The organism is Mucilaginibacter sp. P4_D1, from assembly GCF_056401935.1.
The window spans coordinates 1-16,384 of sequence record NZ_JBFUIJ010000002.1 but is presented as its reverse complement, the minus strand read 5'-3'; the positions used below and the strand labels follow the sequence as shown (position 1 = coordinate 16,384).

12 protein-coding genes are annotated in these 16,384 nt (G+C 43.9%); 5 read left to right on the top strand and 7 right to left on the bottom strand.

The window, feature by feature from the left end; genetic code table 11:
- The first annotated feature begins 220 nt into the window (after nt 1-220).
- A complete protein-coding gene (locus AC1DV1_RS01935; protein ID WP_477354435.1) occupies nt 221-1,633 on the top strand; it encodes a glycoside hydrolase family 30 protein in 1,413 nt (470 codons plus the stop codon).
- Nucleotides 1,634-1,755: 122 nt separating this feature from the next.
- Complete coding sequence (locus AC1DV1_RS01930; RefSeq protein WP_477354432.1) at nt 1,756-3,534, top strand: cellulase family glycosylhydrolase; 1,779 nt, start codon at nt 1,756-1,758, stop codon at nt 3,532-3,534.
- Between the two features lie 86 nt (nt 3,535-3,620).
- Here AC1DV1_RS01930 and cfa read toward each other — a convergent pair whose 3' ends face one another.
- The 4 genes from cfa to AC1DV1_RS01910 all read right to left on the bottom strand — a co-directional run bounded on the left by cfa (nt 3,621) and on the right by AC1DV1_RS01910 (nt 7,161).
- A complete protein-coding gene (gene cfa, locus AC1DV1_RS01925) occupies nt 3,621-4,736 on the bottom strand; it encodes a cyclopropane fatty acyl phospholipid synthase (protein ID WP_477354429.1) in 1,116 nt (371 codons plus the stop codon).
- 76 nt (nt 4,737-4,812) lie between these two features.
- The gene (locus tag AC1DV1_RS01920) at nt 4,813-5,520 is read right to left on the bottom strand and encodes a hypothetical protein (protein ID WP_477354426.1); all 708 of its coding nucleotides are present in this window, start codon (nt 5,518-5,520) and stop codon (nt 4,813-4,815) included.
- 76 nt (nt 5,521-5,596) lie between these two features.
- Nucleotides 5,597-6,385 carry a hypothetical protein gene (locus AC1DV1_RS01915; RefSeq protein WP_477354423.1) on the bottom strand — a complete coding sequence of 263 codons (789 nt, stop codon included), beginning with the start codon at nt 6,383-6,385 and terminating at the stop codon, nt 5,597-5,599.
- A 35-nt stretch (nt 6,386-6,420) separates the two neighbouring features.
- A complete protein-coding gene (locus tag AC1DV1_RS01910; protein ID WP_477354420.1) occupies nt 6,421-7,161 on the bottom strand; it encodes a hypothetical protein in 741 nt (246 codons plus the stop codon).
- A gap of 399 nt (nt 7,162-7,560) precedes the next feature.
- Between AC1DV1_RS01910 and AC1DV1_RS01905 the strand changes: the two genes are divergently transcribed.
- Nucleotides 7,561-7,776: a hypothetical protein gene (locus AC1DV1_RS01905; RefSeq protein ID WP_477354417.1), complete on the top strand. Its 216-nt coding sequence runs from the start codon at nt 7,561-7,563 to the stop codon at nt 7,774-7,776.
- Nucleotides 7,777-7,813: 37 nt separating this feature from the next.
- A complete protein-coding gene (locus AC1DV1_RS01900; protein ID WP_477354414.1) occupies nt 7,814-9,589 on the top strand; it encodes a tetratricopeptide repeat-containing sensor histidine kinase in 1,776 nt (591 codons plus the stop codon).
- Between the two features lie 194 nt (nt 9,590-9,783).
- On the opposite strand, the gene AC1DV1_RS01895 is transcribed toward AC1DV1_RS01900, so the two are convergent.
- The 3 genes from AC1DV1_RS01895 to AC1DV1_RS01885 form a co-directional block, all read right to left on the bottom strand.
- A complete protein-coding gene (locus tag AC1DV1_RS01895) occupies nt 9,784-10,947 on the bottom strand; it encodes a PepSY-associated TM helix domain-containing protein (protein ID WP_477354411.1) in 1,164 nt (387 codons plus the stop codon).
- A complete protein-coding gene (locus AC1DV1_RS01890; protein ID WP_477354408.1) occupies nt 10,947-13,307 on the bottom strand; it encodes a TonB-dependent siderophore receptor in 2,361 nt (786 codons plus the stop codon). Before AC1DV1_RS01890 ends, AC1DV1_RS01895 begins: the two co-directional genes overlap by 1 nt.
- Nucleotides 13,308-13,569: 262 nt before the next feature.
- Nucleotides 13,570-14,505, bottom strand: coding sequence for a LysR substrate-binding domain-containing protein (locus AC1DV1_RS01885; protein WP_477354405.1), 936 nt, complete (start codon nt 14,503-14,505; stop codon nt 13,570-13,572).
- Between the two features lie 92 nt (nt 14,506-14,597).
- On the opposite strand from AC1DV1_RS01885, the gene AC1DV1_RS01880 reads away from it, so the two are divergent.
- On the top strand, nt 14,598-16,088 hold the full coding sequence (locus AC1DV1_RS01880) for a catalase (RefSeq protein WP_477354402.1): 1,491 nt from the start codon (nt 14,598-14,600) through the stop codon (nt 16,086-16,088).
- Nucleotides 16,089-16,384: the final 296 nt, after the last annotated feature.

Genomic DNA, 16,384 nt, shown 5'->3' with positions numbered 1-16,384 from the left:
GCGCTTTTTCGGGGGTATAATCCGGTCAGTTTAATGGCGGTCAGGCCCGGGCATCCATACTATCCGGCACCTTTGTGTAACTAATACACGTAAATTGTTGGTTACTTAATAATTTATGCGGTTATATCTCAAAAACAATAATAAATTTACTCAACCAATTGCCTTCCGGCCTTTTCAAAACCTGTTTTGGATTATGTATAACCCGTTAAATATTTGTTTGATGAATAAACATGTCATTTCGTTTTTATCGGCGGCAGCGCTGATGTGTACTGCTACCATAGCATCAGCCCAAAAAACAACAGCGGCCAGCCTTTGGCTTACCAAGGCCGATAGGTCGGCATTGTTTGCTAAACAAAAAGAAGCGCTGGAGTTTAAAGCAGGGGGCAAGCCCAATGAAATTACCATTACGGTGGATGATAAGCAAACCTACCAGCCCATTGATGGTTTTGGCTTCGCGCTTACCGGTGGCAGCGCCATGCACATCATCCGTATGAATGCCGATAGCCGCGCCGCGCTGTTAAAAAACCTGTTTGCCGTTAATGACAACAACATTGGTGTAAGTTATTTGCGGTTGAGCATAGGTGCATCGGATTTAAATGAAAAAGTTTTCTCGTACGATGACATGCCCGCCGGCCAAACCGACCCCACATTAAAGCATTTTGACCTTGGCCCCGATAAGCAGGACGTAATACCGGTGATGAAACAGATACTGGCCATTAACCCTTCAATAAAAATATTGGGTTCGCCATGGTCACCCCCGGCATGGATGAAAACCAACAACGATACCCGCGGCGGCAGGCTAAAGCCCGAATATTGGGGAACCTACGCCAGGTACCTTGTAAAATACATACAGGGGATGAAAGCTCAGGGTATAAACATAGATGCCATTACCATACAAAACGAGCCTTTACACCCCGGCAATAACCCCAGCTTACTGCTGGTTGCCCCTGATGAAGGCGCTTTTATCAAAAATAACCTGGGCCCCACCTTTAAGGCAGCCGGCATCAAAACAAAAATTATTTTGTACGATCATAACTGCGACCGGCCCGACTACCCAATTTCGATATTAAATGATAAGGAGGCCGCCAAGTATATTGATGGCTCGGGTTTTCACTTATATGGCGGCGATATCAGCGCGCTAAGCACCGTACACAATGCCCACCCCGAAAAGAACGTTTACTTTACCGAACAGATGGTTGTTGAACCAGAAAACGAATCGACCATTGATATGAGGTGGCCGTTAAAGCACCTGATTATTGGCGCAACCCGCAACTGGAGCCGCAACGTACTGGAATGGAACCTGGCCGCCGACCAGGACTATAAACCTTATACCGATAGGGGAGGATGCCCATCATGCCAGGGCGCGGTTACCATCAATAAAAACGAGGTGAAAAAAAACGTAGCTTATTATACCATTGCGCATGCATCAAAATTTGTAAGGCCGGGTTCGGTACGCATAGCATCAAATAACCTGGATAAATTGCCAAACGTGGCTTTTAAAACGCCCGATGGCAAAAGGGTTTTAATTGTGGCCAATACCAGCGAAGCCGCACATGATTTTGATATCAGCTACGCAGGCAAAACGCTTGCCGCTCATTTGGATAAAGGGTCTGTTGGTACTTATACCTGGTAAAATTAGAATCAAGAATTAAGAGTAAAGAATTAAGATAAGCGCAAAAAGGTCTGCTACTTTTTTTTCTTGATTCTTAATTCTTGACTCTCTTAAAATAAACGTTTATAATAATCGCTAATAACATGTTAACAAAATCCGTTAAAAATATATTTTCTTGCAAGGGCCTGTTGGTATTGGCCGCGGCTTCTTTTATATCGGTACAAAGCCAGGCGCAACAAGGCTTTTTAAAGGCTGATGGCAAAAAAATAACCGACGAAAAAGGTAAAAACGTACTGTTGCGCGGCATGGGCCTTGGGGGCTGGATGTTGCAGGAGGGCTATATGTTGCATGTAACCAAAGATAGCCGCCAGTACCGCATCCGCGAGCGGCTGGAGGAGCTGATGGGCCCGGCAGAAACCAAAGAGTTTTACGATACCTGGCTGGCCAATAACACCCGCAAAATTGATGTGGATTCGATGCACCGGTGGGGCTTTAACTCGGTTAGGCTGCCCATGCATTACAACCTGTATACCCTCCCCATTGAAAAGGAGCCCGTTGCCGGTAAAAACACCTGGATAGACAAAGGTTTTAAAATGACCGACGACCTGCTGGCCTGGTGCAAGGCCAACCACATGTACCTGATACTTGATTTGCATGCCACGCCGGGCGGCCAGGGTAACGATCTGAATATATCCGACAGGAATACCGACAACCCATCGCTATGGGATAGTGAGGCCAACAAGCAAAAAATGATTGCCCTTTGGCATAAACTGGCCGACAGGTATAAAAACGAACCTAACATAGGCGGTTATGATATTATTAACGAACCCAACTTTGGTTTTGATGACCCGGCGAATGACAGGAACGGCCTGAAGGAAAAAACCAACGCCCCGCTAAGAAAACTGATGATTGATATTACCACGGCTATACGCCAGGTTGATAAAAAACACATTATTATTATTGAAGGTAATGGCTGGGGCAACAACTACAACGGCATTTTGCCTGCCTGGGATAAAAATATGGTGCTTAGCTTTCACAAATACTGGAACTATAACGACCAAAAATCGGTAGAGCACATTATAAAAACCCGCGACCAGTACAACATGCCCGTATGGCTTGGCGAAACCGGCGAAAACTCCAACGTGTGGTTAACCGAGGCCATTGGCCTGTTAGAGAAAAATAACATTGGCTGGGCGCTTTGGCCGCTAAAAAAGATGGGTAATAATAATCCTATCGAGATACCATCCAACCCAAACTATGATGATGTTACCAATTACCTGAACACTGGCCGTAACAAGCCGAAGGAAAGTAATGTTTACAGCGGCACTTTAGAGATGGCCACTTACGCCAAACTGGAAAACGCCATTATTCATCATGATGTGATAGATGCCATTTTCAGGCAGCCTCATACAATCGCAACAAAACCGTTTAAGGCAAATAAGATTACTAACGGAACCATTATCAACGCGGTAGATTATGACCTGGGCCACAACGGTTACGCCTACTTTGATACCGATACTGCCGATTACCACGTATCAACCGGTAAATACGGCAAAGGCAACAATGGGCACATGTACCGTAACGATGGGGTAGATATAGCCAAAGATTCTGCAGCGTACAACAGCTACTATGTAACCGATATTGAAAAAGGCGAATGGCTGCAATACACGCTAAAAGCAGCAGCCCCCGGCATCTACAGCGTTAAACTGAAAGTTGCCGCCGCTGCCAATGATGGCAAAATAACCCTGGATGTTAACGGAATTAAACAGGCTATCGATATCCCCGCCACCGGTGGCTTTAAAAAATGGCAGGTCATCGAACTAAAAAACATTAAGCTAAAAGTCGGCAGTAATAAAGTAAGGGTTTATGCAGATATGGGCGGCTTTAACCTGCACTGGATGAAGTTTGATAAAGGGAAATAAAAGGCCCTTACAAATGAAAAAGCGGGGTTATTCGTTCAAAGAATAGCCCCGCTTTTTGCTTTATATCTGATAGCTGTAATACAATACTACCTTACCGGTTCATACAATCCTAAGCTTTTTGATTTTCTGTATACTACCTGCCATAAGTGGTTTTTGCGCGCCCTGAATGATGCCGCGCAGCCATTAAGGTAAAACTCCCACATGCGGTAAAAGGTATCGCCGTATTTATCCTTTATCTCCGGCCAGGTTCGTTTAAAGTTGTGCAGCCATTCCATACAGGTGCGGTCATAGTAAACGCCAAAGTTATGCCAATCTTCTAAAGTAAACAGGCCCATGGCCGCAGTACTAATTTGCGGCGGCGATGGCAACATACCGTTAGGGAAAATATATTTATCTATCCAGGGGTCAGTTTTTGTTTGCGAAAAATTGCCGCCTATGGTATGTAACAGGAAAATACCATCGTCATCCATACAGCGGGCGGCCACTTCCATTAAACTGCGGTAATTTTTGTAACCAACGTGCTCCATTAAGCCAACGCTGGCAACGCGGTCAAACTTTTCATTTATATCCCGATAATCCATTAACCTGATCTCGACAGGTAAGCCTTTAGTGGCCTCGCGGGCCAGGTTAACCTGCTCTTCAGAAATATTAACGCCAACCACGCTTACACCATATCTTTCGGCTGCAAATTTAGCTAAACCTCCCCATCCGCACCCTAAATCCAACATGCGCATTCCTGGTTCCAGTTTCAGCTTCCGGCACACCAGGTCGAGCTTAGCTTCCTGTGCTTCATCAAGTGTTTGGGCCGTTTTCCAATAACCGCAGGTATATATCATGCGCTTATCCAACATGCCCCTGTAAAGATCATTGCCGATATTATAATGCATATGCGCAACCTTTTTAGACTTTGTCTTGGTTTGCATGTTCAGGTATTTGGCTTTAAGCGCGAATTTTACGGTATTAAAGTTTTTGGGGATTAATTTATCAATCCGGTAATACATCATTCTGTAAAAAAACTCATCTAAGGCAGGGCATTCCCACCAGCCATCCATGTACGATTCGCCAAAGCCTATCATTCCATCGCTAAGCAATCTGTCATAGGTTCTTTCATCATTTACCTTTATATCCCAGGGGTTATCACCGTTTATTTTTATATCGCCCCCGGCAAACATTTTTTCAAAAATTTCTTTTGACGAACTCATACGGTAGTATTTTAAGTTTTGGGGTGAAGATATCTTTTTTCTGACATTAACGCAAGGTTGCCCATGCCGGCATCGCTCAATAATTTAGTAGCCAGGCCTGTTTACCATCTTTCACATCATATTTATATACACCTCCATGCATACCTATATATAATACATCATCTTTTGCCACAATCGAGTTAACGTAAAGGCCATATGCCCAAATCCCATCTTCAATTAGGGTGTATTTTTGTGGGATTTTATCAATTTTCAAGATGCTATTTGATGTTGCAATATAGAAGTTGCCGAGGTTATCCAACGTAATGGCCTCGGGTGCCTTAGGTAATGCCAAATAGGAACTTGCTTTCCATTTGCCGTTTTTCTTTTCGATACTTATGATGCTACCTTCCGATAACCCCATATGATAAAGGCCCTGTATGGCGTAGTTGTGGCTATCTCTTTGAATGAACTGTACCACCTCGTCATTAGATATTTTGTAATGCTTTTTACCGTCGGTTGCAAACCAGTAAAGGCTACCGCCCCATTCGCCACGATTGAATCCAACTAAAAAGCCATCATCAACTTTCAGATAGCAAACATCACCAATTGCGTTAATTTTATCTTCTTCGTTAACCTGTACCTTGAACGGCAGGTTGCCAATAGTTCCGTTTTTCTTTTTTTCGGCAACTAATACTTCGCCGTTTTTTATGGAAACAGTCCATTCCTTAGGCGAATAATTGTATTTTACGATTGAATCATCTTTGGTTTGAACTGGATAACTGTGCCAGTTTTTTATTAATCCCATATTTTCCTGGGAGTAACAGGAAGAGCAGCTGAAAAGCATAAACACTAAGAATAGGCGACCAAGCATATAGATACTTTTACTTTTTAACACTCACCTCGGTAATAGCCGTCCGGCGGGTGGCGGTATAAACAACGCCGTTTACCATTTCGTACCCGGTAGAAACGCTTTGCGAGTAGCGTTTTAAAATAATCCCCGTGAGGTTGTCTATCAATATCGACCCGTTAATGCGGCTATTTAAATTGCCGCCCAAAACAGATGTTTTGTAGGTTATAGTTGTGGTGCGCCCGCTTACCGCGTAAATAGTATAACTGGTTTCGGCAGCTTTGGAGGCATCCGTCCATGTATAGCCTTTTTTTAGTGTTGGGTTTACCGGGAAATCGACCATAAACTGCAGGGTGCTGCCTGGCAACAAACGTTCGGGCTGGATGCCGGTGAACGACAATAGCGTATCATCTACCAATACCGGGCGTTTTAAATTCAATACTTCGCCTTTATGATTTACAGAAACCATCGGCCGGGTATTCACTATTTTTTGTAAGCCGGCGTGAATGATTGAATTCGGATCGCCTGGTTTGGCCGAGTTGTACACCAGGTTTTGGTCCATTGCATTTACCGTATCAATCAATTTATCGGTTGTGATGGTAACAGAAGCGCCCTTTTCGGTTGCATCTGTTACTTTGTATGTTTTAACAATGTTTGAAACCGAGCCTACATGCAGCGTTTGCCCTCCCCGTTGTAAAACACAATTTGATTTGGTGATCACCTGCCGTTGAAATTCATCGCCCGCTTTAAATCTAATTTGCGCACAGGTTACACTGCCAATAAATGTTAGCGTTATAATAAATATGTATTTTAAATATACCATGATTACTATATGGCCTATTGCTAAGCCATCCTGTTTTATTTTATAACTGATTTAGATTTAACTTTTTTTGCGCCTTTGGTGCTGCCTGCCCTGCTCTCTTTTACGGCTGTTGTTATCAGCTTAAAATTGGCGTTTTCAGGAATCCCCGGGCTGGGCCATGGCTCTAATCCGCCGCTGTTTGCGGGCAGGTTGGGGGTAACCGGGTTAAGCACCTCGGGCATAGCAGGCATTAACACGTTTGCAGGCGCGGGCTGGCCCGATGGTGCCGGCTCGGCAGGTAAGGTGGGTAATTCAGGCGATGCGGGTATCGGCAATTCAGGAATAGATGTAACCGGTAAATCGCGCAGGGATTGTTTTGGTAAGGCCGGGGTTTCGGGTGCGCCGGGCATGGGAATTTCGGGCAGGTTGGTGCCAATACCCAATATTGTTGGCTGGTCGGGGGTATTTACCACCGGCGACGTTGTTGAAATAGCAGCCAAAACCGGCATTTGTACAGGAGGTGCCGGCGGCAATGCAACCGGCGGAATATCGCTCAGGCTAAGCGAAACGGGTTTATCCAACGGAGGTTTGCTATTGGTGCTCCCCTTTACCTGGGTGCCGGGATGCAAGGGCGGTGGCACAGGTGGCGGTACATTCCAATCGGACTGATTGGTTCTGCTTTGGGCTATTGCCCGGTTAAGGCAGCAGGCAGTGGTTATAATAGTAAAAACCAGGGCCACCAGCATTTTAACGGCAGCTTTGATTTTTCTTATTTTTTTGATCAGGTATGTTTCCATTAATGATTGTCTTATTTACAAAGGCGAGGCCCTGTTATAGAATGATTGATTGCCGAATTATATAATGTTATTTGTTGTCCTTTTATTGGTTTGCACCCTGCAAAACCATCCAGATTAAAGTTAGCGTTTTTTAATTTATTAGTACTTAAATCAGCATTAACAAATGCTTCCGGCACTGTGCCCGGCAAGCCGCCTGTGCCGCTTTTGTTTTTATTGTACTAATTATTTGTAAATCTACACTTTATCGGCCCTGCAAAAAATACCAATCGCTTTGTATTGTGTGCGTTTTTAATACTCCATAAAATTGTGGTATGCAAAGCTCAATAAATATAGCAGGCAACAGCAGGCTGCATTTATTGGCTACTTAAAACCAATTTGTTTCACTTAAAATTAAAGGATATGACAACCATTTTAGAATACTTAGCTTATTGTACCCCGGTTGTTTTTGTGGTGTTGTCGCGTGTTTACAAACTAAAATTCAACAAATTACAGGGTACCGGTAAAATTCCGGATATCCAGGGCGCAAAGCAAAGGCAAACATTGTTTTCGGTATTGGCCATACTATCAGCATTGCTAATAATTGTTATACAATCGGAGTTTTTTTTTCAAAGCTGATAAATTGCTATCTTTAACTGGGGCCATACACCCGGATATGAAATACTTGTTTTTGCTTTTGTTTTTTTCAATTATCCTTCCGTGTTCCGGTCAGAATATTGATAGCTTAAAAAAAATAGTGGTTGGTACATCACCAGCCCAAACGCGCTTAACCGCCGCCAAAAAAACTGTAGGTTATATAACCGCGAAGAATACAGACGAAACTTTGCCTGTTGCCCGGATAGGACTAAACCTTGCCATGAAGCTTCATGATAAAAAAGTAACCGGTTTAATGCTCAGAAGCATGGGTGCAATTTATTTTTTAAAAGGCAATTATGATTCTACAGCTCATTATTACGATAAGGCGGCGCAAGCACTCGGCTCCATAAATCAACAGCATGTTTTGGCCGATGACTATATAAAGCTGGCAGAGGTGTATGCCAGGCAAAAAAGCTACGACAAAGCCATTACCCTTTACAATGCGGCGATAGACCTGGCACCCAAAACCGGCACCCGGCAAACATTGATGTTGGCCTTGCACGGGCTTGGCCAACTGTATGAAGCCAGGCAAAACTACCAGGAGGCGTTAACTTTTTACAGGCAATCTTTTGATATCGGCGACTCGCTTGATTTTGTAAAAAAGGCAAAGGAAAACACCTCCGAAGCTTATAGCCATAATTTTATGGGAGATGTTTTGGGCAGCATGAAACAGAAGAATATCCAGGCGCCCGACATTTTAAAAACGATAGAAACAAAAAAAGCGTTAAACGATACCCTGGCGCTTACCATTAATTATTTTAACCTGGGGCAGTTATACAAAAGCAAACGGATGTATCCGCAGGCGCTGGATGCTTTGCAAAGTTGTTTACAATACGCCACGCAAATAAATTATACCGACATGCAAAACAGCGCTGTTAACGAGATAGCCGATTTGTATGGACAGATGGGCGATTACAAGCAGTCGCTTTTCTACTTAAAAAAGCATGCCATATTAAGTACTGCCAAAAACTCAAAAACTATTGATGAACTGCAAACCAAGTACGAGATAACACAACGGGAAGACCAGTTGCTGAAACAGCAATTTGAAATAACCAAACGCAATTACTGGATGATAGGCATTATCGTTTTTGTATTGCTGATGCTTTTGATCGTATTTGTTTTTTATAAGCAGGCGCAGCTAAAGCAACGCAACGCGGCCATGCAGGCTATTATTGAAACCGAAGAAAGTGAGCGCAGGCGCATTGCACAGGATTTGCATGATAGTGTAAGCCAAACCATGTCGGCAGCAAAAATTAACTTAACGGTTATTGGCGGCGAACTGCCTTTTGTAAGCGATGACCAGCGAAAGCGATTTGAAAAGGCCATAAACCTGGTTGACTATGGTTTTAGGGAGGTGCGCACCATATCGCATAACATGATGCCATGGGCACTTCATAAAACAGGCCTTGCACAGGTGATTAAACACTTTATTGAGAATATTGAAAACGATACCATCGCCATAAATTTTTACAGCAAAGGCTTTGATGCCCCGTTTGATGATACCATCGAAATTATTTTGTACCGGGTTTTACAGGAAAGCGTGAACAATGTAATGAAACACGCTAATGCAAGCCGGTTGGATATCTCGCTGATAAGGGACGAGACAAACATGAGCCTTACTATTGAAGATAACGGACTGGGCTTTGATGCTGCCAAGCCTGAAGCTTATAGTGGCATGGGCCTGAACAACCTGCGCTCGCGCATTAACTTTTTGAAAGGCAAAGTCGAGCTGGATTCGCAGGTTGGCAGGGGTACGCTGGTATCGGTATATGTGCCGGTTACCGGTAAGTTGTAATCGGGAGCGGTTAGTGGTCAGTAGTTAGTTTTAGTTTCGAAGCCAGGAAAATAACATATTAACATTGTGCTGCTGTCGAGTCATCGATAAATTGGCGGATAGTCTTTAGCCCAAAGTCTTAAGTTTCAAGTCAAAGAAGAAAAAATCAACTTTAGACTTACGACTTAGTACTGTTGACTTAACACCACGATATATTAAATGCCCATCTGTTTCACCACCCGCCTGTGCGCCACCTCTTTTCCTTTTTTTGACTTGCCCTTTTTACGCTTGCCCAGCCAAATGATAAACCCGGTTATGGGCAGCGAAGCACAGATAAGGCTGGCTAAAAAGGCAATGATTTTACCTGTTAGGCCCAGCACCTGGCCAACGTGCAAATCGTAATTCATGTTATTCATTTTCATGCCGGGGCTTTTTTGGGCGTGGCTGGTTTTTTTGAGCATTTTGCCGGTATACTTTTCAAAAGCATACTCATCACTTTTATAATAATGCAGGCTTTGCGCGTAGGCGCTTACGCCGATAGTTCCCGAAGCAGACGCATCATCAAACAATAAAAACATTTCGGCCCCGGGCGATCCTGCCTGTGCTGCTTCAAAAGCTTTATCAATCACAAAGCGGGTATTGGTTTTGCCCTTTAAAAGCGTATCTGATTTTAATACTGCTTTTTCCTGGGGATAGGCCTTGCCAAGGTTGGCTGTGGTATATATGCCTTCTCTCACCCAGTCAAAAGCTATAGATAAACCTGTTATAGCTAAAATCAGGGCAACGCCGGTGGCATAAAAACCTAATACATTATGTAAGTCGTAATTTACCCTGCGCCAGCGGCCGTTCCATTTTATGGTGAAGCTTCGCTTGCGATCGGTTTTACGTTTAGGCCACCACAGGATGATGCCCGTTATCATGAGCACCACAAATATAATAACCGATATCCCCACTACCAGGCCACCTATTTTGGGTGGCAATAACAGGTACAAATGAATGTATTCAATAATTATAAAAAAATTGTGCATCGGGTTTTCGGTGTGGGTAACCTTGCCGGTATAAGGGTTCAGGTATACATACAACATCCCCTTATCTTTCGGCAAATTCACCAATACGCCGGCCGGCCTGTCGGCCCCATAATAATATATATAGCTGGCGGTGGCGCCGGGGTATCCTTTTAAACCTTCGGCCTTTAGTACAGATGGTGGCAGGTAAGGCTTATACAGGTTATCTACATGGCGATAATGGTGAGCAGTATCCTGGATCTCGTCCTGGAAACAAAATATACAGCCGGTAATACTCACAATAAACACCACCAGCCCGGCTATAAAACCAAGCCAGCGGTGCGCAAATAGTATGCCTTTTTTAAAGGTCATCATTAAAATTTATAGGTAAATGTAAGGGCGTAGTTTCTTAATTTTTGCGGGTTAACAGTGGTATAACCTATCCAGTATTTTTGATTGGTCAGGTTATCCATTTTAGCGCCTATCCGGTAGTTTTTCAGGTCGTAAAAAGCAGAGGCATTAAAAATGGTGTATGCCGGCAAAGTAAATACACCCTGGCTTACGCTGTTAATAATTTTGTTATCGCTGGCGTAGTTGCCGCCAAATCCAAATCCTAAACCTTTAACAGCGCCTTTTTGTAAACGATAACTTACCCAAAAATTGGCCAGGTATGGTGATGACGCTGTTCCCGGGCGACGGTTGGCCACATCGGCATTGGTGGTAGCATCGTACTTAGAATCGTTGTACGAGAAGCCTAATACAGCGTTCAGGCCGGCAATTGGGTTTGCAATCACCTCGGCCTCGATGCCTTTGCTCAACTGGGTGCCATCCTGGATAACCCGGTTTGGCGTAGCCGATGGGCGGGTGATATCTTTAACTTTAATATCGTAATAGCTAATGGTGCTGCTTAGCTTACCTTCAAACAAATCCAGCTTAACACCGCCTTCAATTTGATTGGCATGCTCGGGTTTAAGTGGCTTATTATCTTCGGTAATACCTGTTTGGTTACGGAAACTGTTTTGGTAATTGGCAAACAAGGACACATGATCTTTCACGGGCTGGTAAACCAGGCCAAATTTTGGCGAGAAAGCGGTTTGCTGGTAAGCGCCATACCTTGTTTTGGTAGTAGGATCGTAATTGCCGATATTAACAAAACGATCTACCCGCAGGGCTGCCGATGCAAGTAACTGATCGGTAATGTTGAACACGTCAGATACATATGCACTATAGGTGTTACGGATATAGATGGCCGGGTAGGTAAAGCCATAGGTGCCGGTAGCATACATGGCATCCATAGCGGCTTTATTAAAGTTGCTGTAATTTTGGTTCCCTTTTAATGATACGGTATCCAATGTGCTGCCGAAGAAGTACTGGTTGGAGTTATCCCTGAAAAAGTCGAGCCCGCCCACAAACCGGTTCCGGAATTTACCAATCTTGAAATCGCCATTAAAATTTTGCTGAATCTCGATCATATCATCCTTGCTTTTGCGGGTCGACTGATCATTGCGGGAAACAGAATCGCCGGGGAGCAGGTAATAGTAAGGGCCAAAACCATCAGAGTAACTATGGGTTGATGCGATGTTGGTACGCGAGGTCCATGAATTGGAGATCTTATATTTTACTTCGCCATAAAAATTGGTGCTTCTTGATGTTTCCGTTAAATCATCCCCCATGTATGATTGCTTGTAATCGATAGGAAGTTCATCAGCCCGATCATGCCCAAGCTGGGCAATGGTTACACCATACGGAAAAAAGAAGATGGGCTTACCAATGCTTTTTCCGTAAAACAACTCTGCATCTACCGCGATGCTTAACCTATCAGTAGCGTTATAAACCAGGCTTGGCGCCACAGCTATAGTGCGGTTAAAGCCAGTGTTTTGAAAGCTGCCCTCGTGGTTATAGGCTGTATTTAGGCGGAATAATACTTTTTTTTGAGCGTCGAGCGGCGTGTTAATATCGGCACTTACACGCTGAAAATCAAAGTTACCAACCGACGTAGATACTTCGCCGCCAAATGAGTCATAGGGCTTTTTGGTTACGCGATTAATTAAGCCTCCGTATGATGTAAGGCTACTCCCGAACAAAGTGGCCGATGGGCCTTTTATAATCTCGATACGATCGATATTGGATGCATCAATCTGGCTGGTAACATTACCGGCAATGCCGTTGCGCAATGCAGATTGTACCACAAAACCGCGACTGGCATAATAAGCGCCACCATCGCCGCCGCGGCCGGTGGCTTCCCACATTTTTTGGATTCCCGGTGCGTTGCGTATGGCGTCATCAACCGAAAATACCTGTTGCTCCTGTAATAACTGGCTGCTGATACTATTGTAAACCGAAGCGTTTTCCAGGTTGTTCAAAGGCATTTTAGATACATCAACGCTTTTGTTGCGTTTAAACTTATTGGTTTTATTGGCGTTGATATTTACTTCCTGTAAACCGTGGGTAGCGTCAGATACGGTGAACTGCGGCATAACAATAGTTTTGCCGGCAATAACCTCAACGGCAGCCTTCTGGCTTTGGCTGCCAACCTGCGAAACTACCAGCGTGTATTTGCCCTGGGGTGCCCTAAAGCTAAAATCGCCATCGTCATTAGTAACAGCGCCATATTTGGTGCCCTTTAACATCACCGAAACATTGTCGGCCGGCTTATTGGTATTAGTAATCACGTGCCCGCTAACGGTTCCCCGATTTTGCTGGGCAAATGCCGTTGTAACCATTAAAAGTAGCATGACGGGTAAAAGAAAAATGGAAAATAGTTTGTAAATGTAGGGTTGGAGTTGATTCATTTTTATTTAGACTAATTATAATAATGGCCAAAAGTAATCCATTATGACAATTCATCCAAATTTATTTAGAAAGATTCTAAAGAAGTATCAAGTAGTAAGTATCAAGTATCAAGACATCTGGGACCTGAAGGGTTGCAATTAACACCATTCGCTCTATAGCTTTTTTCAGCTGCACATCTGCAATTTGAAATCTGCACATCTAAAACTATATATCCATTAATTCTTTTTTCTTCTTGCTTTTCATCCGTTTGGGTACAAACTCAAGTATTTCGTTTTTGAGGGCTTCAATCAGGCGACGCTTCAAAAAGTTACGTTGGATAACGATGCTTACTTCGCGGGCCGGTTCGGGCGATTTAAAATAGCGCACTTTGTCCAGCTGTTTATCGTTTAATTCGGCAAGGGCCAGTTCGGGTAATATGGTGGCCCCATTGTTTTGATCGACCATGCGTTTGAGGGTTTCAACGCTGCCGGTATTATATTCAAAATGCTGGAAACCTTTGGTGGCCTTGCGGCGCTGGCAAATGTTTAATACCTGTTCGCGCATGCAATGTCCTTCGTTCAGGATCCATATCTCCTCCATATCAATATCATCGGGGGTAATGTTCTTCTTTTTTGAAAGCTTGCTGTTTTTAGATACGTAGGCTACAAAATTTTCATAAAAAACGGGGATCTCCGTCAAGCTACTTTCATGCAGCGGGGTTGACAATATTCCGCAATCAATCATCCCCAGTTTTAACTGCTGTACAATTTCTTCGGTTGTTTGCTCCCATACTACAAGCTTCACCTGCGGGTATTTTTCAATAAACCCATGGATAATTTTTGGTAATATGTAGGGCGATACAGTAGGGATAATACCAACCCTTAGTTCGCCCGATAGCTCTTTTTGCCTGTCGGTGATAATCTCTTTGATCTTTTCACTTTCAGACAGCATGATGCGGGCCTGGGTAATTATTTCGATGCCAATTTCGGTAGGTGTCACAGGCTGTTTGCTACGGTCGAATATTTTTACGCCGAGGGTATCCTCCAGCTTTTGTACCTGCATGCTCAAGGTAGGCTGCGTAATAAAACACTTTTCGGCGGCTAAAACAAAGCTGCGATAGGTATCGACAGCTACAATGTACTCCAGTTGTGTTATGGTCATTTGATATAGATAAATTCTATACAAATATAGTAATTATTGATTTTCTCTATTGAATTATTATACTGAAGTTTGAATGACAAAACCAAGTATTTATGGAAACTAAAAAGAAACTGACAACCGCCTCGGGCAAGCCTTACGCCGAAAACGAGAACTCCCAAACCGCGGGGCCAAGGGGGCCAATTCTATTGCAGGATTTTATTCTGCACGAGAAAATGGCACATTTTAACCGCGAACGTATACCTGAGCGTGTTGTGCATGCCAAGGGTTCGGGCGCATACGGCACACTGACAATTACACATGATATAAGTAAATACACCAGGGCAAAAGTTTTTAACGCCATTGGCAAGCAAACAAAATTGTTTCTTCGTTTTTCGACCGTTGGCGGCGAAAAAGGATCGGCAGATACCGAGCGCGACCCGCGTGGCTTCGCCATTAAGTTTTATACCGAGGATGGCAACTGGGATTTAGTTGGCAATAACACCCCTGTGTTTTTTATAAAAGACCCCAAAAAATTTGGAGACTTCATCCACACGCAAAAGCGCGACCCATATACCAATTGCAAAAGCGCTACCATGATGTGGGATTTTTGGTCGTTAAACCCCGAAAGCCTGCACCAGGTAACCATCCTGATGAGCGATAGGGGTACGCCTTACGGCTATCGCCACATGGATGGCTTCGGCAGCCATACCTTTTCATTTATTAATGCCGCTAACGAAAGATTTTGGGTTAAATTTCATTTTAAAACCCTGCAGGGCATCAAAAACTTTACCGATGCCGAAGCCGGCGAAATGCGTGGCAAAGCTCCTGATTTTGCACAACATGATTTGCTAACCCATATTGATAATGGCGATTTTCCGAAATGGGCCATGAAAATACAGGTAATGCCCGAGGCTGATGCCAAAACTTACCACATCAACCCATTTGATTTAACCAAGGTGTGGCCACATGGCGATTACCCGCTGATTGATGTTGGCGTATTGGAACTGAATGAGAACCCGGATAATTATTTTGCCCATGTTGAGCAGGCTGCTTTTGCCCCGGCTCACGTTATTGATGGGGTTGGTTACTCGCCGGATAAAATGCTGCAGGGCCGTATTTTATCGTATCCGGATGCGCACCGTTACCGTTTAGGGGGCAATTACGAGCAAATACCGGTTAATAAATGCCCTTACCTGGTAAGCAATTACCAACGGGATGGCGCAATGGCAGTAAACGGCAATGGCGCATCGGCACCTAATTACTTCCCCAATAGCTTTGATGATATTGAGGCCGACCAAAGCTACAAAGAACCCGCCTGGGATTTTGGCAGCTCTATTGGCGATTGGTACGACCGCAATGCCGAAGGCGAAAACGACCATTACACCCAGCCCGGCAATTTGTACCGGTTAATGGATGCCCAGCAAAAGCAGGACCTGATTAATAATATCGTAAACTCCATGAGCGGCATAGATGGGCCAAAGAAAGACCTGATTACCAACCGTCAGCTTTGCCACTGGTTCCGTGCAGATATTAACCTGGGCATGGCCATAGCCAAAGGCCTGCAGCTTGACCTGGCAGAAACCATGCAGCACATGCCGGCTTAGAGATTGTACGTTGGACGTTGTAAGTTTTACGTAAACAGCCTAAAGCAAAAAGAGGCTGTATCATAAATCATGATCAGCCTCTTTTTTATTATTAATGGTTTATTGCTATAAAATCAATTAGTTATCTATGGTTTTATTTGTTTTAACAATCTGATTTTCATATATTTAAAGTATAGATATATGAGATATGGCAATCAGACAACCTGTTTTCAAACACTATGATCAGCAGCAAATATTAGCTATTCCGCCAACCCTGGAGGAGCTAATCCCGCAATCCCATCCGGTTAGAGTTGTCA